Origin of the sequence: Nocardiopsis alkaliphila YIM 80379 (assembly GCF_000341005.1) — a bacterium.
In the GTDB taxonomy this organism is placed as follows: domain Bacteria; phylum Actinomycetota; class Actinomycetes; order Streptosporangiales; family Streptosporangiaceae; genus Nocardiopsis; species Nocardiopsis alkaliphila.
Genome location: NZ_ANBD01000076.1, coordinates 1 through 24,977, shown reverse-complemented (window position 1 = coordinate 24,977; position 24,977 = coordinate 1). Strand labels below are relative to the sequence as shown.

Genomic DNA, 24,977 nt, shown 5'->3' with positions numbered 1-24,977 from the left:
ACTAGAACTGGTTATATGGAAGCCGTCAACTTTCGGGCCCCATGGGGTCTCGGAGCACCGAGCCGAAAGGCCCCTCCTCGTGGTCGGACTGCTGGTCGCGTTGTTCTCAGCGGTGGTCTACACGATCGGACTGACCGTGGAGCAGCGCGCGCTGCACGGCTCCGAATCGATCTCGATCAACCGCCCCCTGCACCTCGCCAGGGTACTGCTGGGTAACCCGCGATGGGTCTTCGGCTGCGTGTTCGCCGCGCTGGGCAGCGTGGGACTGATCGTCTCCCTGGGCCTGGCCCCGGTGTCGGTGGTCCAGCCGACCTTCGCCGCCGGTGTGGCCACGATGTTGCTGGTCATCACCCTGGTACGGGGTGATCGCATCACCCGGGGCGAATACGTGGCGCTCGGCCTGATGCCGGTGGCGTTGGGCTTGTTGAGCCTATCCACGGTGGACGGTGCCGAGACTGGGACCACGGCCGATACCCCTGTTCTGGTGATGGTCAGCGTGGTCACCATCGTGGCCTGCGTGGGCGTGATGGGTTTCGTGGGTGGGCGCGGCAAGTACGTCTCCGCCGCAGCGATGGGTGCCGCCGCCGGACTCGCGCAGGGCAGTGCCGGACTCCAGGGCAAAGGGTTGGGCGGGCTTTTGGCCGACCACGGGCTCTGGGCGGCGATCGGGCCCGCCCTGCTGTCCCCCTACCCGTACTTGTACGCGCTGGGCTGGGCGGTGGGCATCGTGCTCTTCCAGACCTCCCTCCAGCGCTCCCGCGTTTCCATCACCGCACCGGTCGCCAACGTGGTCGGCAACGTGTTCACCGTGGTGACGGGCACCCTGCTGTTCGGAGAGAGCCTGCCCGAGGACCCGCTCACGATGACGCTGCGCGTGTGCGGCTTCGCCCTGACCCTGGTCGTGGTGGTACTGGTACGCGGCAACGTGGCCCAGGCCGAGGCGGACACCAGTCGGTTGCGCGGCGAACCCGCCCGCATCGAATGACCCGGATGAGCGAGGCCTCGAAGTCGCGTGAGGGCAGGGGACCCGGTTGTGAGGGGCATGTTCGTGATGCTCGTACGACCAAGCCCCTCACCCGCGCAGAACCAACGAAAAACTCAGTAGGTCGTGTTCTCGGATCGTTCCGGGCTCGCGCCCACCAGGCCGCTCACCGATCCGGAAGCCTTCTAAAAAACACTCCCTAGACGGAGACGGAGACGGCCTGGTGCAAACCAGGCGCGGCCACGTCGGCCCAGGCCCGAACGACGTTCTCGGGTTCTCCTGCCTCACCGGAGGACAGGATCAGGCCGGGCTCGGCGACCCAGGCACCCAGGTCGGCCAGGAGGATGCGCAGGTCCTCCTCGATGCCGTGGCTGTTGCGCAGGTCTTCCACCACGGCCAGCGGGACGGCGACGGTATGGCCCAGTCCCAGTTCGGGCAATCGGTCCAGGAAGACCTTGAGCAGCCCGGTGTAGGTGCCGTGTACCTGGGGCGAGGCGACCAGCAGCACGTCACTCGCGCCGACCCGCTCCAGCGCGTCGATGACCGAGGGCGCGGAGTCGGTGAGCAGGTCCGGGCCGAGCTCGGCCAGGTCGATGACGTCGGGTCGGGCACTCACACCCACCCGGGCGGACACCTCGGAGGCGGCACGCAGGGCGGCGGTATGCACGTAGGAGTGGGACTGGGGAGCGGCGACGAGCACGGTGAAGCGAGTCATGCGGAGAACTCCTGGTTCGGTCTGAGCGAGCCGGGATCGACCGGAAGGAACGCGGGGGTCGGTGATCGAGAACGTGCGACACCGGCGAAGAGCCGTGTTCGGTGCGGGTACGCGCGCGGCGCGGGACCTCATCGTCCGACGTCGGTATCTCGCGCGATCCACACGAAGTGCTCACTCGAACCGTGAGGTCCGGGGCCCTGAGGTGGGGAGCCGAGCGTCCGGTGTCTGCGTAGGGGCACGGGGCACACCCGTGACGCGGGGCACGGCCCCGCGAAGGCGCTAGCTACAACAGAGCGCGCTCGCCTGCTGTCGGAGATCGACGTGCAGGCGCTGGACAAGCAGCTCACCGGCGGACATGTCTCCATCATGGATCGCGCCGTCGGTATCGTCAATGCGTGCCGCCGCCCCTCCTATGGGGGCGCCGGGGTCCGCGTGGTCCGGTCCACCTCGCGGACAGTCATCCCAAGGAACGGGATCACCCTGTATTCCCTGGGAATACGTGACCCGGAGGGGGCGCGCACACCCCCTTCCGAGCGGCCCGGTCAGACGTATGTAATTTACGACACACAGCGTCCACCGCCCGAAGGCGCGGTGGCCTCACACGCGAGGAGAGCCCCACCCATGGACCACACACCCCTGACCCTCACCAAGGCACGCGTGATGACGGCCGACGGTCTCCATGAAGGATGGATCCGTGTCCATGGCGGCCGGGTGAGCGAACTCGGCACCGGTGATCCCGGCCCGGGAGAACGCCACGACGTCGGTGGTCGGCTGATCGTGCCCGGGCTGGTCGACACCCACATCCACGGCGGCGCCGGGCGCTCCTTCCCCGACGCGGATCCCGAGGAGGCACGCGAGATCGTGGCGTTCAATCGCCGTGCGGGCGTGACCTCACTGCTGGCGGGCCTGGTCGCGGCCTCTCCGCAGGACACGCTCCGCCAGGTGTCGGTGTTGGCCGAACTATGCGAAGAGGGCGAGTTGTCCGGGATCTACCTGGAGGGCCCCTTCATCGCCGAGTCGAAGTGCGGTGCGCACGATCCCGCCCTACTGCGTGAACCCGACATCTGGGAGTTCGACGCCTGGTTGAAGGCAGGGCGTGGACACATCCGCATGATCACGGTCGCCCCGGAGTTGCCTGGAGCCTTGGAGTTGATCCGCGCGGCGGTCTCCTCCGGCGTGGTCGCCGCGGTGGGCCACACCGAGGCGACCTACGAGCAGACCTTGGCCGCGGTGGACGCGGGTGCCACGGTGGCGACCCACATCTACAATGCGATGCGGCCGCTCAACCACCGCGACCCGGGCCCGATCGCGGCGCTGCTGGGCGACGAACGGGTCACCGTGGAGTTGATCCTGGACAACGTGCACGTCCATCCGGGCGCCGCCGGACTGGTGTTCGAGGCGGCCGGCCCGGGTCGGGTGTCGCTGGTCACCGACGCGATGTCGGCGACCGGCCTGGGCGACGGTGAGTACACGCTGGGAGAGTTGCGTGTGCGGGTGCGCGAAGGGCGGGCGCACGTGGTGGAGACGGGGGCGATCGCCTCTAGCACGATCGTGCTACCCCAGGCAGTGCGCAACGCGGTCGCGATGGGGATTCCGGTGGAGGAGGCCCTACGTTCGGCCTCCTCGGTGCCGGCCGCGGCCTTGGGGCTGTCCGAGGCCGGTCGGATCGAGGTCGGAGGCCACGCCGACCTCTTGGTACTCAATGAGGATCTTTCGGTCTCGAAGGTGATGTACAGGGGCACGTGGGAGGTGTGACGGCGTGTCGATGGAACGATACGTATTAGTAACTTGCCTCTGGGTAACAATCTTGATGAGGGCATAGAGGTATGCACCCTGCTCGTCACGAAAGGATCCGCCATGGCCCAGTCGAGACAGGCGAACGGCCGGCAGCCGACCCAGGTGCCCTCCGAGGCACACGGACACCTCGGCAAGCTCGCCGGTGAACTCTCCCGGTACGAAGTCCGGGCCGAGGTGGTGGAAGAGCCGGGATTGTGCCTACGAGTGAGCAACCCGGCCTCTCACCACGCCATCGAGGACGTGATCTGTGAACGTCGTGAGCACGACTACGCGTTCCTGGCCTCGTTCGGGGTACACCTGGGCAACAGCGGAAGCGTCTCACTCACGGCTCACAAGGTCGCCTGGCTAGTGGGAGCGACCGAAGAGTAGCGCAGCCGATCCCGAGGGGGCGGAGCCTTGGGTTCCGCCCCCTCGGGATCGGCCGGGGAGTTGGTAGCTTCGATGTCCCCGGACGAAGAGGATGACCCGTGAGCGCTTTCCGCTACGAACTCGACCCCGTCGACGAGAGCTACTTCGACACCGCTCCCATGCGCTGGCGGGTCGGATTGGAACTGGCCGCCGAACCGGATGAGGTCTGGGCCGGGCTCACCTCGCCTCGCCCCCTGTCCTGGTGCCGGGCCTTGGGCGACGTGCACTACACCTCCGACGCCCCCTACGGCGTGGGCACCACCCGAGAGGCACGGGTTCTGGGGGCCTACCGCGTGCGCGAGTACTTTTTTCGCTGGGACGAGAACGAGCGCCGCAAGTCCTTTCACGCCACCGAGGGCACCCTGCCGCTGTTCGGTTCGTTCGCCGAGGACTACCACGTACTGCCCTTCGCCGGGGGAAGCAAGCTCGTGTGGTCGTTCGCCTTCACCCCGTGGCAGGGTCTGGACAGCGCCATGCAGCTGGGACGACCTCTCACCGAGAGCATGCTGGCCTCCCTGATCAAGGACACCCGTGCCCACTTCGGTCCGCTCACCGAGGTCCGCTGAAGCCCGGCCTACCTCGGGTCAGCGGTTGCGGAACCGGGCGATCGACCAGAACACGCCCAGGAACGCGCCCAGTCCGAAGAGCGCACCGACCCCGGCTCCCAACAGGGTGGCCACCCGGTCTGAGCCATCGCCCTCCCACAACATGCCGCCCAGGGTGTACAGGGAGGTCGCCAGGACCACCACACACAGTGCGACCACCGTCAGACCACGGCCACTCCAAAAGAAACGCTTGGCGGTGGGCTCGGGACGCTCGTCCAGCTCGGCGGCCGGTCCCACCAGCGCGGCCCTGGAGCGCTTGAAGTAGGCGAGGGTGGAGTAGTGGCCGCAGAGCTCCCAGCCCTCCGGGGCCAGCCGGGCCAGCAAGCGCTCCCGCTCACGACGCCCCGGAGCGATCTCCTGGCGATACTCCCAGACTTGTGGTTCCTCACCCCGACGGCTGACGAAGCGGCCGCGCCAGTCCACGTAGTCGACCTCCCAGCCCTGGGCGCCCATCTCGTTGAGACGCCCAGGAGCCACGAAGGAGTCGGCCGACCAGACCAAGCTCTCCGGGTCGGGTTCCATTCCCCGCTCCCCCATCAGGTCGTCGGCGAACTCGGTGAGGGGACCGAACTCCTCCTCCGGGTCGAGGTCACCCTCGGCCAGGAAGGCGGCCAGGTCGTCGCTGGTGCTTCGGACACGTTCCTCGGACAGACCGCGTTCCCGCAACAGTGTCGCCAACTCGTCGAGGTAGCTCATCGGACCCCGCCCTTTCTCAGTACCTCTCGCACGGATTCATCGAATGTCAGCCAGGCGGCGCCCTGTTCGGCGAGGACCTCATGCCCCTGGTCGGTCAGGTGGTAGTAGCGCCGTCCCGGGCCCTTCTCCGCCGCGCGGAACTCCGCGGCGACCAGCCCGGCCTCCTCCAGCCGGTTGAGCACCGGATAGAGGGTGCCGCCCTTGATCCGGCCGAACCCGGCCTCGTCCAGTCGGGCGGCCAGGGCGTAGCCGTAGCTCTCACCCTCGGTCAGTCCGGCCAGCACCAGGAGGTCGAGGACCCCCTTCAGCCAGCTCGATCGTCGATCCATCCGTCTCTCCTTCAGGCGGTGTGGGTGAGGCGCTGTGGCGCCTTGGTCTCGCTCTTGGGGGCGGGTGTGAGCAGCAGGGCACGCAGGTCGACCAGGATGTGCACGATGATCGGCATGAGCAGACTGCCGGTGCGCAGGTACAGGTAGGTCAAGGCGAAGCCGAGCAGGGCGACGAACAACATGTTCTTCTTGCCCTGGTACAGGTGCGCGAAGGTGAAGATGGCCAGCGCCGACCCGGCGGCCGCGTACAGGGGCAGCCCGAAGGAGACACCGACGGCGATCAGCAGGCCCCGGAAGACGATCTCCTCGCACACTCCGGCGGTGACCGAGGCGCCCACCGCGCACCAGCGCTCCCTGGTGGTGCGCGGCAGCATGGAGACCAGCTCCGAGGCCGGCGGCGTCTTCTTGCGACGCGCGAGCAGGGCGACCACCACGGCCGCGCCCGTGAACCCGACGAGCATTCCGGAGACGGTCCCCCAGTCGACGTCCGAGTCCAGGCCGAGGTGGGCCCATCGCACACCGGGCGAGAGAAGAACCGCGAGCGCCGTCAGGCCGGTCAGCCCCCAGGAGACCGCCATCCCGAGCCCGAAGAAGCGCACGTAGGTGTTCGGGTCGGTGTCGCGCTCGCGTTTGAATCCCTCGAACATGCGCCGGCCCCAGAAGGGTTCGACCACCAGTAGGTAGAGGACGATCGCGGTCACCAGCATCAGGGCCGGTCCGGTGAAGGTCGGAGCCGGGAGCTCGGGGGGCATCTGTGTCTCCTCGTTCGGTTCGACTTGGCTACCTAGAAGGTAAAGCAATCTAGTTAGGATCGCAACCTATATAGCCGCACCACTCTCGTCCAGGTGTGGATCGACGCCCTTGCGCGATCACCGATGGCGTCGAGGTGCTGATCCGGCCCTTGGGCGACGCTCCCATCGGCCGGCGCCTCTGCACAGGCGAAAGGCCCTCGAACCACGCCACAGCGTGGTTCGAGGGCCTTGAAGGGAAAAACGAAACGACCCCGCGCTCGCGCGCCGGGTCGTTTCGGAGAGGAGTGGAGGTGGCGGGAATCGAACCCGCGTCCTTCAGCACCGAACCAGGGCTTCTCCGGGTGCAGTCTGCGGTACCGTTCTACTCGGCCCCAGCGCTTGCACAGACACATCGCTGACGGGCCCAGCCACGTGAATGTCCCACTCAGGCCCCGTGGCCTGATCTGAGCGGTGAGTCATCTGAATGGTGCCGGATCCCGAGCCGATGACGAGCCCGGACCGACAGAGTCACAATCGCTTAGGCAGCGAGAGCGAACTCAGTGCGCTTAGAATTGGCACTTGAATTTATGCGAATGCAGGATTTACGAGGTCACAAACGCAACCCTCGACCCGCTTCCCCTGGCACGACTACCGAAGTCGAAACCGATCACCCCCTGTGCAGTTGTCAAAGCCATCGGAACTCGTGTGGATCCTGATGACCGACAGGCGAGTGGCGAACCGCTCGCGCGTTCGTCACTCTACCCGTTCAACGGTGTGGGGACCAAGCTGATTCCCGCCGGCCGAGATTTCTTCTCCGCAGGGGAAACCCCCGTGAGGCGGACTCAAGAGGTGGTCGACGCGGCTCACGGGGGCGGTCGGCAGGGTCGGGCCGACCTTTGGAACCGGCAGGGCCTCCCCCGAGACGAGGTCCTGCCCTTCTGGACCGGTCGCTTACCCCCTGATTCGCGAACCCGGTCACCAGGTAAGACGCCACCGAGGTCGCCCAAGGTTGCTTCGGCGACGGCTGTGTTCCCGTCCGATCAGTTCCCGTCGAGATCGGTCTCGGCGGCCACGTCGCCCAACGGCTCGGTGTCGGCGAGTGAATCGGTGTCAAAGGACGGTTCGGTCGCCTCCGCCATGGGCGGCTGTTGGCCTTCTGGGACGCTACCGACCGCCATACCGTTGAGGAAGCTCGCAGCCGCGGTGACGGCGTACTGCTGCCACATGTTCATCTCCGGGTCGATCTCGGCCAGCACGGCGAAGGCGACACCGTCCTGGTAGCCGATGAACCAGTGCAAGGCGGTCTCGCCCTGTTCGGTCCGGGCGGCCTGACCGTACACCGGTTCCTCACCGACGCCGACCTCGGGGAACCGGTTGACGACGGCTTCACGCATTCCCTCTCGGATCACCTCGAGGTGCGCGGCGTCGATTTCCTCGGAATCGTCCGTGGCCGAGTCGTCCTCACGAACGAGGGTGGGGCCGCGCCAAGTACCGTCGGCGATCGCGGCGGTGGCCATCGCCATGACGAGCGGGCTCACCTGGACCCCGTGCTCGCCGACCATGGCGGCGGCGACGTCGCTCTCCTGATCACCGATCTCGATGGCGCCGGAGGACGCGGGCAGAGCCAACTGCCAATCCACTCCCAGTCCCAGACGGGCGGCGGAGTCGGTGATTCCGTCCGCGCCGACCTCGGAGGCGACGTCGACGAAACCGACGTTGCACAGGAAGGCCAGGTTGCGGGTCAGGTCAGGCTCCCCGGCGAGAAAACCACCGCTGGGGTTGGTGAAGGTCCGGTCGCCGATGTCGGACTGGTAACCGCAGGGCATGGGGCTACCAGGGGCGACGGCTCCGGTTTCCAGAGCGGCCAAGGCGGAGACAGGGGTGAAGGCACCACCCGGACTGTAGCTCCCGGTGAAGGCCCCGTCGTCGGAGGCCCGGCCGGAGGCGTTGGCGGCGGCCAGTACCTCACCGCTACCGGTGTCGACGGCCACGAGGTAACCGTCACCGGGCAGGTTCTCCAAGGCGCTTTCGGCGGCGCTCTGCACACCGTAGTCCAGGGTGGTTTCGATGCCGCCGCTGCGAACGCCTTCCCAGGACTCCAGGACCGCGTTCTGCTCACCGTTCTCCCCGAGGGTGACCACCTGGGTGGTGGCGGTCCCGGCGAGTTCGTTCTGGAAGATGTTCTGCAATCCGCTCAGACCAACGGTGTCACCGGCCTGGTAGGCACCGGGAACCCGGGAGGAGACCCGGTGCTCGGCGGTCCCCGCGACATCACCCAGGAGAAAGGGCGCCACCCGTGGTGAAAGGTTGATCTCGACCTCTTCGGTCCGTACCCCGGAGATCTTGCCCGCCTCACGAAGCAGAGCGGAGTCCACACTGTCCTCACGCATCAGCACGAGTGGCTGGAACTGCTCGGGCGGAGCGGAACGAACCCGGTTGAGCAGCGGGTCGGGGTCCTCATCGAGGAGTTCGGCGAGTTCGGTGACGCCGGCGTCCTTGTCGTCCATCTCCGCGGGCAGCACACCGAAGGCCGTAACGCTGTCCGCCGAGACCAGGGGCTCGCCCTCCCGGTCGAGGATCTGCCCGCGTTCCTCGATCTCGTAACTGACGGCGAGTCGTTCGCCCTCATCGAGATCGGGATGGATGACACTGAGCGACCAGTCGATCCGCCAGCCTTCGGGCCCGTTCGTGAGCGGCATTCGCCCGGTGTAGCTCCACATCGGGTCCCCGATGCCCAGGTCGGCGTTGACCTCGAACTCGGCGGTGGCCCGGTCACCCTCATGGGAGATGGGCCCCAGGTCGAACCGGAGCGAGGCCAGGTCGAGTTGTTCGTGTACGTCCGTGAGCGCCGCCTCGACCTGTGCCGGATCACCGTTGGTGAAGCGGGCGGCCTCGGCGTGGTTCCCGTCCTGCCAGGAGAGCAGGAAGGACCTGACGGCCACCTCCGGGCTGGGGTGGGTCGTACACGCCGCGAGGGTCAGGGCGACGATCAGGCCGCTGCTGGCGGCCGCGATCCTGCGGCCGAGGGGACGGGGGGACACCTTGTGTGTTCCTTTCAGGCGCCTCAACGGAAAAATTGCTACCGCCGACGGCGAAGCGCGCGCTCCATGTCACGCTTGGCCTCACGCTCGGCGATGGCGTGGCGCTTGTCGTACTCACGCTTACCACGCGCCAGGGCGATCTCGACCTTGGCCCGACCATCACTGAAGTACAGGGACAACGGGACCAGCGTGCGCCCTGGCTCCCGGGTCTTACCGATGAGCCGGGAGATCTGTTCGCGGTGCAGGAGTAGCTTACGTGATCTACGAGCAGAGTGGTTGGTCCAGGTGCCCTGCGAGTACTCGGGGATGTGCACACCTTCGAGCCACACCTCGTTGTCGTGGACGTGCGCGAAGCCATCGACGAGGGAGGCACGCCCCTCACGCAGCGACTTGACTTCGGTTCCGGTCAAGACCAGGCCCGCCTCATAGGTCTCGTCGATGTGGTAGTCGTGCCGCGCCCGACGGTTCTGGGCGATCTGCTTGCGCCCGGTTTCCTTGGCCACGGAGTTATCCCTTCGTACGTCCGGGGGGCCAGTCGCCCCCCGGTGCCCCGCGCCCGTCCTTTCGACGGTGGAGCCGTCAGACCTTCAGGTAACGGCGCAGGGTGAGGAACGAGGTCACGGTGCACAGAAGCACACCAAGGATCATCGAGACACCGATGACGTACATCAACGAACCCGCGCCCAAGGCCACGTCGAACTGGAACCAGTCCTCGATCTGGGTGAGCAGCGTGAACCTGGTGGCCACGATGAACCCGGAGGCGATCACGCCACCGAGGAAACCGGCGATGGCGCCCTCAAGGAGGAAGGGCAGCTGGATGTAGAAGTTCGACGCACCGACCAGTCGCATGATGCCCGTCTCTCGACGGCGGCTGTAGGCCGACAGGCGGATGGTGTTTCCGATGAGCAGGGCGGCCGCGCCCAACTGCACGAGCGCGACCATCAGGGCGGCCCACTTGAGACCGTCCAACAGTCCGAAGAACTGTTCGAGCACGCGCTGATCGTTGGAGACGGAGTCGACGCCGTCGGCCCCGTCCACGGCCGCGCGCACCGCGTCGTAGTGGTCCGGGTCGGTGAGCTGCACCCGGTAGTTGTCCGGGATGTCACCTTCCTGGGCCGCCTCGGCGAGCGCCTCGTTGGAGGAACCGATGCGCTCCTGGAAATCCTGCCAGGCCTCGGCGGCGGTCAAGTAACGATAGCTGTCGACCTCGGCGAGCGAGTCCAACTGCTGCTCCAGGGCGGCGCGGTCCTCCGGAGTCGCGGCGCCGTTCTCCTGGCAGGCCGTGGTCGGCGAGATCTCGTTGCACATGTAGATGGTCAGCGTGATCCGCTGATCCCAGTAATTGCGCATCTCGGAGACCTGCTGGTTGACCAGCAGACCGGCACCGAACAAGGCGAGAGAGATGGCCACCGTCGTGATGACGGCGATGGTCATCGTCAGGTTGCGACGCAGGCCGATCCACGTCTCGGAGAGAACGAATTGTGCTCGCATGATCTGTTAAAGGTCCATCCTTCGGGGCTTCACCGTGCCGGTGCTCTCGCGGTCGCGCCGGCCGAGACGTGGCGACGAAAGTACCAGGAGTCAGTAGGCCTGGCCGTAAACGCCGCTCATCTGGTCGCGGACCACCACGCCCTCTTCAAGCTCGATCACACGCTTGCGCATCGAGTCGACGATGGCGGCGTCGTGCGTCGCCATGACGACGGTCGTTCCCGTGCGGTTGATTCGGTCCAGCACCTTCATGATGCCGATGGAGGTCGCCGGGTCGATGTTTCCGGTGGGTTCGTCGGCCAGCAGGATCTGCGGGCGGTTGACGAAGGCGCGAGCGATGGCCACGCGCTGCTGCTCACCACCGGAGAGCTCTCCGGGCATCCGCCCGGCCTTGCCTTCGAGACCGACCAGCTCGACGACCTCGGGCACGACCTTCTTGATGAACCGCCGGGGCTTACCGATGACCTCCAAGGCGAAGGCGACGTTCTCGAAGACGTTCTTGTTCGGCAGCAGGCGGAAGTCCTGGAACACACAGCCGATACGACGGCGAAGGTGGGGGACCTTCCAATTGGACAGCTTGGCCAGGTCCTTGCCGGCGACGTGCACGCGACCCTGGTCGGGCTTCTCCTCCTTGAGCACCAAGCGCAGGAAGGTCGACTTTCCAGAACCGGACGGGCCGACCAGGAAGACGAACTCGCTCTTGTCCACGTCGATGGAAACACCGTCGAGCGCGGGGCGCTTCTGAGTCGGGTACTGCTTGGTGACGTTATCGAAGTGGATCACAGGCACATCACAAGGCTCTCGAAGGTATGGGTGCCCGGCGGAGGCACTCCGCACGGGATCGTACCGGCCGCATGGCCAACCGACAGTTTAGAGGGGACGGCGGCCCGGATTGTCCAGGTCCTGTCGCGCCCAGAAGATCCATGGAGATCAGTGCACCGTCGGACAACAGCCACGAGCATATCGGAGGTGTCAACCAACGATAACGTTCACATATAGCAGTTTCGGTAAAACTGCGGAGTCGTGGGCATCACCTTTGGGACACATCACCCCGGGATCGCCCACGTTCGCGACCCGGGGTGAAGAGGCCACCACCGAACGCGCCCCCACCTCGAAATGAGGGCCCGCCGGCTCTCTGCTACTCGGCTTTCTCCTTGCTGCGCATCCAGCGGATCTCCGCGTCGATGAACGCTTCGATCTCACCGTCGAGCACAGCGCTGGGATTGCCGCTCTCCAGACCGGTGCGCACGTCCTTGACGCTCTGGTACGGGTGCAGGACGTAGTTGCGCATCTGGGTGCCCCAACTGCTCACCGAGTCACCGCGGATCTCGTCCAGGGCCGCCTGCTCCTCCTCGCGTTTGCGCGCCAACAACTTGGCCTGGAGCATCGACATCGCGGTCGCCTTGTTCTGCAACTGGGACCGCTCGTTCTGACAGGACACCACGATGCCGGTCGGCAGGTGGGTGATACGCACCGCGGAGTCGGTGGTGTTCACGCCCTGGCCACCGGGGCCGCTGGAGCGGTACACGTCCACCCGCAGCTCACTGTCATCGATGTCGATGTGGTCGCTCTGCTCCACCATCGGCACCACGTCCACACCCGCGAACGAGGTCTGGCGCCGGTTCTGGTTGTCGAACGGCGAGATGCGCACCAAACGATGGGTGCCGTGTTCACCGCGCAGGGTGCCGTAGGCGAAGGGTGCCTTCACCGCGAACGAGGTCGACTTGATGCCGGCCTCCTCCGCGTAGGAGGTTTCGTAGACCTCCGTGGGATAGCCCTGGCGCTCGGCCCAGCGCAGGTACATGCGCTGCAACATCTGAGCCCAGTCGGCGGCGTCCACGCCACCCGCCTGGGAGTTGATGGTGACGATGGCCTCGCTCTCGTCGTGCGGACCGTTGAGGAGGGTGCGTACCTCCAGTTCACCGATGTCCTTGCGGAGCTGTTCGAGCTCACGGTCGGCCTCGGCCCTGGTATCGGGGTCGTCCTCGCCCTCGGCGAGCTCGTAGAGGACTCCGAGGTCCTCCAAACGCTGCTCGATACCATTGACCTTGTTGACCATGGACTCCAGGGTTGAGAGCCGACGCGTCACCTTCTGCGCGTTGTCCTGGTCCGACCACAGGTCGGGGTCGGCGGACTGCTCGCGCAGTTCGGCGATCTGCGTCCGCATCGCCTCCAGGTCCAACACGGCGGTCACACTCGCCAGGGTCGCCGCGAGTTCCTTGATCTTCTCTGCTGGGTCCAGTTCTGCCACGGACCCAGTGTAGGACCCAGGAAAAGGGCGAGGGGCGCACGGAATGCTTCGTGCGCCCCTCCTCTTCCACGTCCTCGCCCAGCACTCGGCCCCACGGGGCGCCCGTTCCGGCACCGTCGGGCCGGGTTCGTTTCAACACCNAGACGAGTAAAGCCGCGAACGAGGAACGAGCGGCGGGCGTACACGAGGACGCCGTGTTCGCTACAGCCCGACTCCCTGGCTCCCAGGCCCCCGAACACGCTTCGAAGCCAAGCCAAGGAGGGGAACGAACACCGCCTAGTCGACCAGGGAGCGGAACGACCGCAGGGCCACGGACAGGGTGGCCAGGTCGAAGCGCTCGTTCTCCTGGATCTCGGACAGGGTGATGCCGGCCCGTTCGACGGCCGCCTCGTTCTCCTCGGTCCACCGGTCGATGAGCTCGGTGTCGGAGCCGCTCCCTCCGGACTCCAGGACCCGCCCGGTCAGGTCCGCGTGCGCGGCGTACAGGTCGTCGCGCAACGCGGAACGGGCCATGGTCGCCCAGCGGTCGTCACGGGGCAGGTCGATGATCCGCTCCCGCCACCAGCTGATGTTGAATCGATCGGCCAGTGCGAAGTAGAGCGAGGCCACCTCGCCCACCGGTCGGCCGGTGCGATGGGCGATCTCCACCAGGTCCAGGGTGGAGTAGGCGGGCACCATGACGGCGACCCGTTCGGCGAGTTCGGCGGGTACCCCCTGGGAGACGTACCGATCACGGCGTTCCTCGAAGGCTTCCCGGTCCCGACCGTGCAGCAGGTCGACGAGCTGTGGCAACACCTCACCCACCCCGGCCGCGAAGAATCCGATCTCGGTGCTGAGGTCGAAGGGGAAGGTGCGGTTGCGCAGCAGCCAGCGCGCGGAACGCTCGGCGAGTTTGCGGGCCTCCAACAACAGGACGAGTTGGCTGTCCACGGAGATCTCGTGCTCGAGCGCCTCGATCTGCCCCCACAGCTCTCGTAGGCCGAGCACCTCCTGGGTCACCAGGTAGGCGCGGGCGATGTCGGCGGCACCGGAGCCCAACTCCTCGTTGAGACGGAACGCGTAGGTGATCCCGGACCGGTTGACCATCTGGTTGGTCACCTGGTTGACGATGATCTCCCTGCGCAACGGGTGTGAGGCCACCTCGTCCGCGAAACGCTCCGAGCGCAGCGGCGTCGGGAAGTAGTCGATCAGGGCCGACGACAGGTAGGGGTCCTCGGCCAGGTCCGATAGCGCGATCTGGTCCTTGAGGCTGATCTTGGTGTAGGAGAGCAGTGTGGCGAACTCGGGGCTGGTCAGCCCCTTGCCCGCGGCGCGGCGCTCGGCGATCGCCTTGTCGGAGGGCAGGTCCTCCAACTTGCGCTTGAGGAGCTTGCTGCGCTCCAGATGACGCATGTAACGGCCGTGGACGTGCAGCATCTCGTGGCTCTGCTTGCGTGCGGCGGCCAGCACCGTGTTCTGGGCGTAGTTGTTGTCCAAGACCAACGAAGCGACCTCGTCGGTCATGTCGATGAACAATCGGTCGCGTTCGTCCTTGCCCAGCTTGCCCGCCCGCACCTCACGGTCGAGCATGATCTTGATGTTGACCTCGTGGTCGGAGGTGTCCACACCGGCGGAGTTGTCGATGAAGTCGGCGTTGTTGCGACCACCGTTGCGCGCGAACTCGATGCGGGCGGGTTGGGTCATGCCCAGATTTCCGCCCTCGCCGATCACCTTCACCCGCAACTCCGTGGCGTCCACACGCACCTGATCGTTGGCCTTGTCTCCGACCTCGGCGTGGCTCTGGGCGCTGCCCTTGACGTAGGTACCGATACCGCCATTCCAGAGCAGGTCCACCGGGGCGGTCAGGACGTGTCGGATGAGTGCGTCCGGGGTGAGTTCGGTGACGTCGTCGTCGATACCGAGGACTTCACGGACCTGCGGGCTGATCGGGACCGACTTCGCCGAGCGCGAGTGCACACCGCCGCCCTTGGAGAGAAGGTCGACGGAGTAGTCCTCCCAGGTGCTACGGGGCAGTCGGAACAGGCGCTCACGCTCCTCCCAGGAGGTCTGCGGGTCGGGGTCCGGGTCGAGGAAGACGTGGCGGTGGTCGAAGGCCGCCACCAGCTTGATCCGCTTCGACAACAGCATCCCGTTACCGAACACGTCACCGGACATGTCACCGATACCGACGGTGGTGAAGGGCTCTTCTTGGACGTTCACGCCCATCTCACGGAAGTGATACTTGACCGACTCCCACGCGCCCCGAGCGGTGATGCCCATGCCCTTGTGGTCGTAGCCGACCGACCCACCACTGGCGAAGGCGTCGCCGAGCCAGAAGTCGCGTTCGGCGGAGATGCCGTTGGCGATGTCGGAGAAGGTCGCGGTGCCCTTGTCGGCCGCCACGACCAGGTAGTAGTCGTCGTCATCGTGCAGGACGGTGCGTTCGGGGTGGACGACCCGATTCTCGACGAGGTTGTCGGTGACGTCCAGCAGGCCACTGATGAACTGCTTGTAGCAGGAGACGACCTCGGCCATCATCTCTTCACGACCACCCTCGGCGGGCAGGCGCTTGCAGACGAATCCGCCCTTGGCACCGCTGGGCACGATGACGGAGTTCTTGACCATCTGGGCCTTGACCAGGCCGAGGATCTCGGTGCGAAAGTCCTCGAACCGGTCGGACCAGCGCAGGCCACCGCGGGCGACGGAACCGAAGCGCAGGTGGACGCCCTCCACGCGCGGTGAGTAGACGTACATCTCGAACCGGGGCCGCGGCTGCGGCAGGTCCGGGATCCGCTGCGGGTTGAGCTTGAAGGTCAACCGCTCTTCGGAGCCGTGCTGATAGTGGTTGGTGCGCAAGGTGGCCTGGACGACGGCGAGGAACGAGCGCAGGATGCGGTCGTGGTCCAGACTGGCCACGCCCTCCAGCTCGGTCTCGATCTTGTCGGCCAACGCGTCGACCCGATCGGTGCGTCCCTCGTCGGGCTGGTCGGGGTCGAAACGGGCCTCGAAGAGCTCCATCAGCAAGTTGGTGATCCCGACATTGGTGACCAGAACGTCGGCCAGGTAGTCCGGGGTGAAGGCGGACCCGGTCTGACGCAGGTACTTGCCGTAGGCGCGCAGGACGGTCAGTCGACGCCAGTCGAGGCCGGCCCGGACCACCAGGGCGTTGATCCGGTCGGACTCGGTCCGGCCACGCCAGGAGGCGTCGAAGGCCTCCTCGAAGAGAAACCTCATACGGGTGTGCGGCAGGTCGGACGGGGGGAACTCACCCAGGCCGAAGTCGTAGATCCAGACCTTGCCCACGTGCTCGATGTCGAGGGAGTAGGGACGTTCGTCCACCACCTCGACGCCGAGGTGCTCCAAGACCGGCAGGACCTGGGAGAGGGAGAGGGGCTCGTCGAGACGAACCAGACGGAAGCGCCAGGCCGAGACCTGGTTCTCCTCGGCCCGGTAGAGCGCGGCGGAGAACTCACCGCTGCGTTCGTCGACCGGGAGGCGCTTCACCAGCTCTTCGATGCGCGCGACGTCCTTGGCCGCCGTGGTGGGGCTGTTGTCGACCTTGTAGGTCTCGGTGAGGCCGGAACCGTAGCGTTCCTTGAGCGTGGTGGCACGGGTGGGACCGAACTCCTCCACGAGCGCGTCGTCGAAGTCCAGGTCCCAGGAGCGGGCGACCTGGCGGACCTTCTCCTCCAGGGCGACCTGGTCGATGTCGGGCAGGGTCTGTCCGTGCCGGGCTCGGGCGACCAGGTACAGGCGTGCCAACGGGGCGGCGCCGATCAGCACGTTGTGGTCCATCGTGGCGTCCTGGAAGGCGTCGGCGAGAACCTTCTGGATGTCCAGACGCACCCGGGTGCTGTACTGATCGCGCGGCATGTACACGAAGCAGGACATGTAGCGGCCCCCGTAGGGGTCCCGGCGCATGAACAGTTTGGTGCCGCGGCGTTCGCGCAGGCGCAGGACCCCGCGGACGATGCCGTAGAGCTCACCGACGGGGATTTGGAGGAGTTCTTCTCGGGGGAAGGTCTCCAAGAGTTCGATGAGGTCCTTGCCATCGTAGCTGTCTGCTTCGAAACCCGCTTGGGCGAGCACGTCGGCCTGCTTGCGGCGCAAGATGGGCACCTCACCGATGCTGGTGGTGCCGGCCCGGGAAGTGAACAGGCCGAGGAAACGGCGTTCGCCGACGATGTTGCCCTGGGCGTCGAACTTCTTGACGCCGATGTAGTCCAGGTACTCGGGGCGGTGGACGGTGGATCGAGAGTTGGCCTTGGTGAGCACCAAGACGTAGGGCTCTCGGGCCTTGGCACGGATCTCCGGGGGCAACGCCGCGAAACTGGTGGAGGCGGAGGAGTCCATGCGCAGGATGCCCAGGCCGGTACCGGGCTCGGGACGCAGGGTGTCGTTGCCGTCGGCGTCGGTGGTCAGGGCGTACTCGCGATACCCCATGAAGGTGAAGTGGCGATCGGCGATCCAGCCCAAGAAGTCCACGCTCTCACCGAGCTCGCGGGGGTCGACACCACCGGAGACCACGTGGTCGGTGTGGGTGGAGAGGTCCTTGGCGATCCTGAGGACCTGCTCGCTCATCTTGGCCGAGTCCTCGTGCACCTGACGGACGTCGCCGAGGACCGTCTCCAAGCGGTGGGTGATCTCCTTGACCCGCTCGGGGTCGCTCTGTCGGTCGATCTCGATGTGCATCCATGACTCGTCGAGCGGCAGCAGGCCATCGCCCCCGATCTCCGGGTCGATCTCGGTCAGCCGTCCCGACAGGTCACGTCCTACGCTCATCTGCGGGTGGATGACGAGTCGCACCCCGGCGTGGAGGTCGGCCAGGGCCATGGTCACGGACGAGACCAGGAAGGGTGCGTTGTCGGTGACGATCTCGACGATGCTGGTCTGTTGTTCCCAGCCGTCCCGTTCGAGGTCGGGGGTGTGGACCCGAACCTTGGCCCGGCCCGGAGTCCGCTCGGCACCGAAGGAACGGTGCGCCTCTGCGATGCCGCAGATCTGTTCTGGGCTGCGGTCGCTGATCTCTTCTGGGTCCGTGTGGCGGTAGTAGAGGGGGAGGAAGCCGCGAATCGCGTCGGCGGATTCGGGACTCAACCGCGTCCCGGGATTCCACCGGGAGGCTGCGTCATTGAGCAGCTTCTGGAGAATGACGTCGGACTGCCCGGACATAGGGATCTCTCACTCCTTTGTGAGCAACGTCGCACGAGCGCTTCGAAGAACACCCGGTCATGTGACGTGTCGACGGGTGGGCCGATGGACTCGTCTGACTCGTGAACTTCTGTGCTGGGTTGTGATTTCCCGTGAAGCCCTTGGGCCGCAAGGGACTCACGATTGGCGATGGTCGGGTTGTACCTGTGCGCACAGGTGACATGAAGCGAGGCCGTGGAACTCCTTTGTTCCCACCTCGAAGGCACCCGCGCACGGGACGCCCCGGCCCCCACCGCAGTGGGAGTCGCGACCAGGCTACTGGTTTTCGCGTTCAGAGACAGGACCAACACCGTTACAAGGTGATTACCCACCGTTGAGAACGGATTGCGACGGTCCGCTACCAGACGCACGGGAACACGACCCTCTCGTCGACGAAACTCACTTTCGCTATCGAGAAGTTACCTTTTGGGCGTTCGGGTTGATGGTTACCAAGACGGTAGACCCATCTTCCGCAGCACGATGCGGACTGCGGTCGAACCATCGGCTACCCGCGAGGGCCTCGTCATAAGCGTCTGTCGGGGGTCTGTGGCGAACAAGGCGAGGGCATCGAGTGCCCGGCGTCACGCCCCGCTCAGTCGGTCGCCTGGTGGACGGCGGTCATCACGGCCCTGGGGTCGCTCAGGTCCGGAAGAACGATCCGCGCCCCCGCGTCACGGAGTTGGCCCTCGGTGGCCGAGTCGTTGAGCACCGCGATCGGGGTCGCCCCACCGATCAGGGCGGCACGCACGTCCGGAACCGAGCTGGAGATGAACACCGTCTCCTGCTCGGCGTAGGCCCGGCCACCCTCCCCCGCAGCATGTAGTCGGATCGACTGGATCAGGCTCGCCTTGGGGTAGTTCACCGAGCCGAACCCGCCCACGGCCAGGTTGAGGTGCGTATCCAGTCCGAAGGCCACCAGCTTGGCGGTGGCGGTGGCACGGGTGCTACCGCTGACCACGGTCTGGACGGTACCCGGCATGGAGGCCACCGCGGCCAGCGAGGCGGCGGCGCCGGACATGAGCCTCCCCTTGGCGGGCAACTGATCGCTCCGAGCCACGAAGGCCTTCTCCAGGGCGGCCAGGAACTCGGCCAGGGTGTCGGTGTCCGCTTCGAAGTCGACGTAGTTGCGAGCGCAGAACTCGAAGAACATCTCCGAGTCAGTGCGCCCCGCTGCGGACGTCAGGTAGACCAGCGGTTCACCGGTGACCTTCTCGAAGGCCTCGGCGTAGGCGGCCCGCATGACCTGACCGACGTCGAGGAGGGTGAGGTCGACGTTCCATAGCACCAGGCGGCTGATGGCTGACTCCTCGGCGTTAGCGGCTTTTGGGACGTCTCCATTGTGCCGGATGGGCGTTTGAAGCGGGAAATGGAGTCCGAAGCCGGCCAAGCCCTCGGCGGCCGTACGTCAACGGCGGGCCTCCTCGACGAGGTAACGCAGTTCCTGGACCGCGAACCACATGAGTTCGTGCCCCTCCACCGCCTCGGAAGCGGGGTCCTCGACCGCCTCGGCGACGTCCTCCGCGGCGTCGACGTCGTCCACGTGGACCGATTTGAGCTTCTTGTAGGGAATGGCCCCCAGAACGCTCACCCGGGCCACGCCTTCGCCTTGGTGGGCCCGGTGCTCGATGATCCGGTCGGGCATCTCCGCGGCCAGGACCACACGACGGCGGGGCGCCTCGGGGTCCGCCGCCAGCATCCGCAGCGACTCCTCCGCCGCCGCGTACATGGCCGCGTACTCGGCCTCCTCGGAGTCCCCCTCGACCCCCGGGTCGGCCACGAAGGCGGTCAGGGGAGTACCCTCCACGCGGCCCTCCTCCAGGAGGGCCGCCAGGGCGGGAACGGTACTGGGCAAGAAGACGTACATCGAAGGCTCCAAGGCACGGTCGGGTTCCCTAGGAGTCTGGCAAAGGACCCGAGGCGACCGGACCCGAGCCTCGATGGAGGTCAGGCCGGTTGACGTTCGTCGGAGGGGGCCAGCAAGAGGGAGAGCGCCTCCCTGGTGCTGTCGACGTCGGTGTGCAGGATACCGGACATGCCGAGGGATTCGGCGGTGGCGACGTTGTGTTCGAGGTCGTCGATGAACACGCAGTCCTCGGGGTCCAGGCCCAGGCTCCGACAGGTGTACAGGTAGATGCGTTCCTCGGGTTTGCGCATACCCACTTCACCGGAGATGACCAGGGTGTCGAAGGTGGACTCCAGGTGCTCGCGCGGGTAGCCGTTGCCCCAGGAGTTGGACAGCAGCGCCGTGGCGTGTCCGGCGTTCCTCGCCGCGCGCAGGGTCTCGTACATGCCGTGGACCGGCTCGAAGCTCGCGAACATGCGCTGGATGAGCCCTTCGGCTCGGATCGGACCTCCGTGGGTGGAACGCAACAGAGCGGCCAGGTCACGCTCGAACTCGGCGGTGTCGACCTCACCGCGTTCCAGGGCGTGTACGGGGTTGTCGGGCAGGCTGCCATCGAAGTAGGGCCGCATGACCTCGTAGTAGTGCTCGATGTCGATCCGATCGGCTTGGAGCCAGGCCTGGATACCGTCGACCAGCGGCGGAGTGAGCACGCCGCCCCAGTCGGAGATGACCCCTCGTCGAGTGGGCTTCATTCGATCGCCTCCTTCGGTGATCGCCATGGGGACCACCGCCCGGCCCGTCGGTGATCCGACGGGCCGGGCGGGGAACGGTTCTTCCCATTCCCCGCCCGCCTCAATCTTCGCCGGACGCGCGCACCATCAGTAGCCCAGACCGGTTCCGGCGCTCACGTCGACCCCGGGAATGTCCACCGGCAGGGTTCCGGAAGGCTCCACCTGCCCGGAGATCACCCTGGCCGCCGCCACACGAGAGACCTCCACGGCGGAATACAGGGCGAGGTAGCCCTCGACCTCCGGGAACGCTTCCAGGTCGTAAGGGCCGCCCTGGGCGACCGCCACTACCGGGGTGCCCGCGCTCCGGCCACCGGCGACCAGGGCCTGCTGTTCGGTGGAACCACGAGCATCCTCCGTGCCCACCACGAGCACGTCCTCCCCGCTGTCCACCACGTTCAGGCCGACGTCGGTCAGGGCCCGGGCCAGGCTTTCGGAGCCCACCCCGACCACACGCACGTTCGTGCCCTCGTCGAGTGGCAGGAGGCCGTTCTCATTGCGCACGAGGGTGACCGAGGCGTCGGCCACCCGTTGGGCGGCTTCGGCGTGCTCGGGGTCGTCCATGGTCTGAGCGGCCGCCGCCGGGTCGATGCCCTCGCGTTCCAGGATGCCCCGCTTCTCCTTGAGCGTCAGTACCCTGAGTACCGACTCGTCGATGCGTTCCTCATCGATTCGTCCGCTTTCGACCGCCTCTCGGATGGCGGATACCGCACCGGCCGGGTCCGGTGGCATGAGGAGCTGGTCCACGCCCGCTTCGATCACTCGGACGGCGATCTCTCCATCGGAGTGGCGTTGACGCACGCCCTCCATGTTGAGGGCGTCGGTGGTGACCACCCCGTCGTAACCGAGTTCCCCACGAAGGATGCCATCGATGATCGCCGGGGAGAGCGTGGCCGGATCCGGGTCCGCGTCATCGTCCAGCCCCGGCATGAGCACGTGCGCGGTCATGATCGAGTCCACACCCGCTTCGACCGCGGCTCGGAAGGGCGGTAGGTGTTCGGCCTCCCACGTCCGCCGGTCCAGGTCGATGACGGGCAGGCCGGTGTGGCTGTCCACGTCGGTGTCCCCGTGTCCGGGGAAGTGCTTGGCCACCGGCACCACACCGTTCTCGGAGTAGGCGGCGGCCTCGGCCAGCACCATCTCCGACACCCGTTCAGGGTCCGAACCGAAGGAACGGATCCCGATCACCGGGTTGTTCGGGTCGGTGTTGACGTCGGCGTCGGGCGCGTAGTTCAGGTTGATACCCACCGAGGTCAGTTCGGCGGCGGTGGTGGCGGCGCGCAATGCGGCCAGGTCGGTGTCACCGGTGGCGCCGACCGCCATGGCGTCGGGGAAGTGTGTCCCCACCGGCATCCGCACGACCCGGCCCTGTTCCTGGTCGATGCCGAGGAACAGGGGGACCCCTTGACCCTGCTCCGAGGCCAGGTCCTGGACCCCCGACGACAACTCGGCGATCTGCTCGGCGTCGTCGAGATTGGCGTCGAAGTAGATGAGTCCGCCAGGGCGGTGGGCCTCGATCAACGAGGCGTTGTCGGCGGCCACCGTACCCTGGGCGGTGAGTACGAGGAGTTGACCGATCTTGTCGTCCAGGTCCATCTCGGCCAGCAGGCGTGGGGCCAGGACCGGTTCGAAGGGCTCGGCCGAGGCGCCCGGTGTCCGTTCGTCTTCTCCAGGCGAAGTGTCCACCTCCTCGGGGGACGTATTGCATGCGGCGATCAGCAGGGCCATGCCTGCGCAGACCGGGACCAGGGCGTGCGGTTTCATGTGGGCTTCGTCTTCCGGCGGGACACTGGGTGCGTCCGGAGACTATCCCGCCCCGAGGTCAGGCGGGTTCACTACGAAGGAAACACCCCGCTCGGTTTCGGGCTCAGGGAAGCCCGGTCACGTCCGGATTCCACACGAAGAGTTCATCACCGGTATCGACCGCGCCCCGTGTGTGTCCGCTCAGGGCCTCGGGGGTGGTGTCCAGAGCCACCACCGGCACCACGGAGGGTCTACCGAGGGAGGCGACCATCCCCGGCGACCAGTCGATCAAGGGAGTGCCCGCGACGACCTCGGCGCCTTCTTCGACGAGAAGGGTGAACCCCTCCCCCGCGAGTTGGACGGTGTCGATGCCCAGGTGGACGAGGACACCACGCCGATTGTCGGGTGCCATCACCACGTATGCGTGGGGGTGGAGCTTGACCAGGGTCCCGGAGATGGGGGCGACCGCCTCCTGTCGGGCCTCCTGGCCGCCCTCCTGACCGGGTTCGGGGTGAACGGCCAGTCCGGGGCCGACCATGCCCTGGGAGAACACCGGATCTGGCACGGAGTCCAGGGACATGGCCGTTCCGGTGACAGGGGAGAGTACGCGTAGCGCACCGTTGGCATCTGGCATGTGGGAGATCTTCCCTCCGGGCAGGAGTTAATCCGGGTTCACGTCGACCAAAAGGGGCGAAAGGCCCGGTTTCTCCTTCCGCCCGGCTCCCCTCATCACTCCAGCAGGTCCTGGATGTCGTCGGTGAGACTGTCCGCCTCCGGTCCGACCACGACCTGGACGACTCGTCCGGAGACCAGTACACCGTGGGCGCCCGCCGCCCGAAGGGCCTTCTCCTGAACCAGGCCGGGATCGGCCACTTCCGTGCGCAGCCGGGTGATGCAGGCTTCGATGTCCTCGATGTTGGCCGCGCCGCCCAGTCCCGCGACGATCGCCTCAGCCTTGTCCGCCATGAACCCTCCGAGCCCTCGAGTCTGGCGTGCCTCACACAGGCACGCTCACGAATCTGAGCCGAGCTTAGGAGGTGACGCACCACACACGCCAGGGTCGACGCCGAACGGGTGCCCCGGAGGCCGTTCGGGGCACCCTGGACGACCGATCAGTCGGAGCGATCGGGCGCCTCGCCACTTCCCTTCTTCGCCTCCGGTGGCCCGTCCCCGGTGCCGTCCTCGTGGGCGGCCGAGGTGGTGTGCGCGGCCACGTTCTCCTCCGGATCGCTCTCTCGACCCGGGGTCGGGATGTTCAACCTGGTGATGAGCAGGTAGAAGATCCCGAAGTAGACCACGAAGTACAACAGGCCGAAGAGGAGCAGGATCCCCAACCCTTGGGTGTTGTCCTTGGTGGCGTTGAGCAACAGGTCGATCAGACCGGCCGAGAAGCCGAAGCCCAACTGCACGTCGAGAGCGTTCAGTACGGCCATGGAGACACCGGTGAGCACGATGTGCACACCGAACAGCAGCGGGGCCACGAAGATGAACGCGAACTCCACCGGCTCGGTGATGCCCGTGGCGAAAGCGGTCAACGCGGCCGGGATCATGATCGAACCGATCTGGGCTCGGCGCGCCGGAGAGGCCGCCAACCACATCGCCAGGGCCGCCCCGGGCAGGCCGAACATCAAAACCGGGAAGAAACCGGACAACATGCCGCCGGCGTCCGGGTCACCCGCGAAGTAGCGGGTGATCTCTCCGTGCGTGACGCTTCCGTCCTCCGCCGTGTGGCTGCCGGAAACGAACCAGATGAACGAGTTCACCACGTGGTGCAGGCCCATGGGCAACAGGACGCGGTTGACGACCCCATAGACCCCGGCGCCCAGCGCGCCCGCGCCGATGATGGCCTCTCCCAGGTTCTGGATCCACATACCGACGATCGGCCAGATCAGGCCCTGGGCCACACCCATGAGCAGGCCGACCACCGCGGTGACGATCGGCACGAAGCGTCGACCGCCGAAGAACCCCAGCCAGGTGGGCAGTTCGATGCGGTGGTAGCGCTGCCACAGCACGGCGGCGAGCAGACCCATGGCGATACCACCGAGCACGTCGGTTGGATTCTTGACCGCGTGGTCGATGACCGGGGCGACCGCGTTGACCGACTCGGGGTCGGTGAGCGGTTCGCGGGTCACCGGATCGACCGCCAACGGATAGGCGGTGACCTGGGAGCCCAGATCACCCTGGGGGCCATCGAAGGTGGCCATCGTCCAGGTGGCGACCCGGTCGAAGACCAGGTAGCCGACGACCGCCGCCAAGGCGGTGGAGCCGTCGGCCCGCCGGGCGAAGCCGATGGCCACTCCGATGGCGAAGAGCAGCGGAAGCGCCTGGAAGATCGCCTCGCCCGCGGTGCCCACGGCACCGGAGACTGGGTCCATCCAGGCCATGCCCGGC

Annotated in this window: 21 protein-coding genes and 1 other RNA gene; 4 read left to right on the top strand and 18 right to left on the bottom strand. The window is 66.7% G+C overall.

Going from position 1 to position 24,977, the window contains the following annotated elements:
• Nucleotides 1-79 precede the first annotated feature (79 nt).
• Nucleotides 80-985 carry a hypothetical protein gene (locus D472_RS0111675; protein WP_017604665.1) on the top strand — a complete coding sequence of 302 codons (906 nt, stop codon included), beginning with the start codon at nucleotides 80-82 and terminating at the stop codon, nucleotides 983-985.
• A gap of 196 nt (nucleotides 986-1,181) precedes the next feature.
• Here the strand turns inward: D472_RS0111675 and D472_RS0111670 are convergent, their stop codons facing one another.
• A complete protein-coding gene (locus D472_RS0111670; RefSeq protein WP_017604664.1) occupies nucleotides 1,182-1,697 on the bottom strand; it encodes an NADPH-dependent FMN reductase in 516 nt (171 codons plus the stop codon).
• A 621-nt stretch (nucleotides 1,698-2,318) separates the two neighbouring features.
• Between D472_RS0111670 and nagA the strand changes: the two genes are divergently transcribed.
• From nagA to D472_RS0111655, 3 genes are all read left to right on the top strand, one after another.
• Nucleotides 2,319-3,452, top strand: coding sequence for an N-acetylglucosamine-6-phosphate deacetylase (nagA, locus tag D472_RS0111665; protein WP_017604663.1), 1,134 nt, complete (start codon nucleotides 2,319-2,321; stop codon nucleotides 3,450-3,452).
• A 102-nt stretch (nucleotides 3,453-3,554) separates the two neighbouring features.
• The gene (locus D472_RS0111660) at nucleotides 3,555-3,863 is read left to right on the top strand and encodes a hypothetical protein (RefSeq protein WP_017604662.1); all 309 of its coding nucleotides are present in this window, start codon (nucleotides 3,555-3,557) and stop codon (nucleotides 3,861-3,863) included.
• Nucleotides 3,864-3,961: 98 nt separating this feature from the next.
• The gene (locus D472_RS0111655) at nucleotides 3,962-4,468 is read left to right on the top strand and encodes an SRPBCC family protein (RefSeq protein ID WP_017604661.1); all 507 of its coding nucleotides are present in this window, start codon (nucleotides 3,962-3,964) and stop codon (nucleotides 4,466-4,468) included.
• 18 nt (nucleotides 4,469-4,486) lie between these two features.
• Here D472_RS0111655 and D472_RS0111650 read toward each other — a convergent pair whose 3' ends face one another.
• From D472_RS0111650 to D472_RS25345, 17 genes are all read right to left on the bottom strand, one after another.
• Nucleotides 4,487-5,203 carry a DUF2812 domain-containing protein gene (locus D472_RS0111650; RefSeq protein ID WP_017604660.1) on the bottom strand — a complete coding sequence of 239 codons (717 nt, stop codon included), beginning with the start codon at nucleotides 5,201-5,203 and terminating at the stop codon, nucleotides 4,487-4,489.
• Entirely contained in the window at nucleotides 5,200-5,532 is a 333-nt protein-coding gene (locus tag D472_RS0111645; RefSeq protein WP_017604659.1) for a PadR family transcriptional regulator, read from the bottom strand. The genes D472_RS0111650 and D472_RS0111645 overlap by 4 nt, the downstream gene beginning before the upstream one ends.
• 11 nt (nucleotides 5,533-5,543) lie before the next feature.
• Nucleotides 5,544-6,284: a CPBP family intramembrane glutamic endopeptidase gene (locus tag D472_RS0111640; RefSeq protein WP_017604658.1), complete on the bottom strand. Its 741-nt coding sequence runs from the start codon at nucleotides 6,282-6,284 to the stop codon at nucleotides 5,544-5,546.
• 282 nt (nucleotides 6,285-6,566) lie between these two features.
• Nucleotides 6,567-6,938, bottom strand: a transfer-messenger RNA (tmRNA) gene (gene ssrA, locus D472_RS27590).
• Between the two features lie 365 nt (nucleotides 6,939-7,303).
• The gene (locus tag D472_RS25350; RefSeq protein WP_017604657.1) at nucleotides 7,304-9,304 is read right to left on the bottom strand and encodes a penicillin-binding transpeptidase domain-containing protein; all 2,001 of its coding nucleotides are present in this window, start codon (nucleotides 9,302-9,304) and stop codon (nucleotides 7,304-7,306) included.
• Nucleotides 9,305-9,342: 38 nt separating this feature from the next.
• Entirely contained in the window at nucleotides 9,343-9,807 is a 465-nt protein-coding gene (smpB, locus tag D472_RS0111630; protein WP_017604656.1) for an SsrA-binding protein SmpB, read from the bottom strand.
• A gap of 76 nt (nucleotides 9,808-9,883) precedes the next feature.
• Nucleotides 9,884-10,795, bottom strand: a complete 912-nt coding sequence (gene ftsX / locus D472_RS0111625; protein ID WP_017604655.1) for a permease-like cell division protein FtsX — start codon at nucleotides 10,793-10,795, stop codon at nucleotides 9,884-9,886.
• A 90-nt stretch (nucleotides 10,796-10,885) separates the two neighbouring features.
• Entirely contained in the window at nucleotides 10,886-11,575 is a 690-nt protein-coding gene (ftsE, locus tag D472_RS0111620; protein ID WP_017604654.1) for a cell division ATP-binding protein FtsE, read from the bottom strand.
• A gap of 355 nt (nucleotides 11,576-11,930) precedes the next feature.
• The gene (gene prfB / locus D472_RS0111615; protein WP_026117599.1) at nucleotides 11,931-13,043 is read right to left on the bottom strand and encodes a peptide chain release factor 2; all 1,113 of its coding nucleotides are present in this window, start codon (nucleotides 13,041-13,043) and stop codon (nucleotides 11,931-11,933) included.
• Nucleotides 13,044-13,319: 276 nt separating this feature from the next.
• Nucleotides 13,320-18,194, bottom strand: coding sequence for an NAD-glutamate dehydrogenase (locus tag D472_RS0111605; RefSeq protein WP_017604651.1), 4,875 nt, complete (start codon nucleotides 18,192-18,194; stop codon nucleotides 13,320-13,322).
• Between the two features lie 610 nt (nucleotides 18,195-18,804).
• Nucleotides 18,805-19,497 (bottom strand): HAD family hydrolase, encoded by a 693-nt coding sequence (locus tag D472_RS0111600; protein WP_017604650.1) that lies wholly within the window; start codon nucleotides 19,495-19,497, stop codon nucleotides 18,805-18,807.
• 120 nt (nucleotides 19,498-19,617) lie between these two features.
• Nucleotides 19,618-20,076: a DUF6912 family protein gene (locus tag D472_RS0111595; RefSeq protein ID WP_017604649.1), complete on the bottom strand. Its 459-nt coding sequence runs from the start codon at nucleotides 20,074-20,076 to the stop codon at nucleotides 19,618-19,620.
• Between the two features lie 80 nt (nucleotides 20,077-20,156).
• Nucleotides 20,157-20,807, bottom strand: coding sequence for an HAD family hydrolase (locus tag D472_RS0111590; protein WP_017604648.1), 651 nt, complete (start codon nucleotides 20,805-20,807; stop codon nucleotides 20,157-20,159).
• Between the two features lie 126 nt (nucleotides 20,808-20,933).
• The gene (locus D472_RS0111585; RefSeq protein WP_017604647.1) at nucleotides 20,934-22,607 is read right to left on the bottom strand and encodes a glycoside hydrolase family 3 protein; all 1,674 of its coding nucleotides are present in this window, start codon (nucleotides 22,605-22,607) and stop codon (nucleotides 20,934-20,936) included.
• Nucleotides 22,608-22,710: 103 nt separating this feature from the next.
• Entirely contained in the window at nucleotides 22,711-23,220 is a 510-nt protein-coding gene (locus D472_RS0111580) for a PTS sugar transporter subunit IIA (RefSeq protein ID WP_017604646.1), read from the bottom strand.
• Between the two features lie 95 nt (nucleotides 23,221-23,315).
• Complete coding sequence (locus D472_RS0111575) at nucleotides 23,316-23,552, bottom strand: glucose PTS transporter subunit EIIB (RefSeq protein ID WP_017604645.1); 237 nt, start codon at nucleotides 23,550-23,552, stop codon at nucleotides 23,316-23,318.
• Nucleotides 23,553-23,698: 146 nt separating this feature from the next.
• On the bottom strand, nucleotides 23,699-24,977 hold a 1,279-nt coding region (locus D472_RS25345; RefSeq protein ID WP_033303636.1), incomplete at its 5' end, for a PTS transporter subunit EIIC.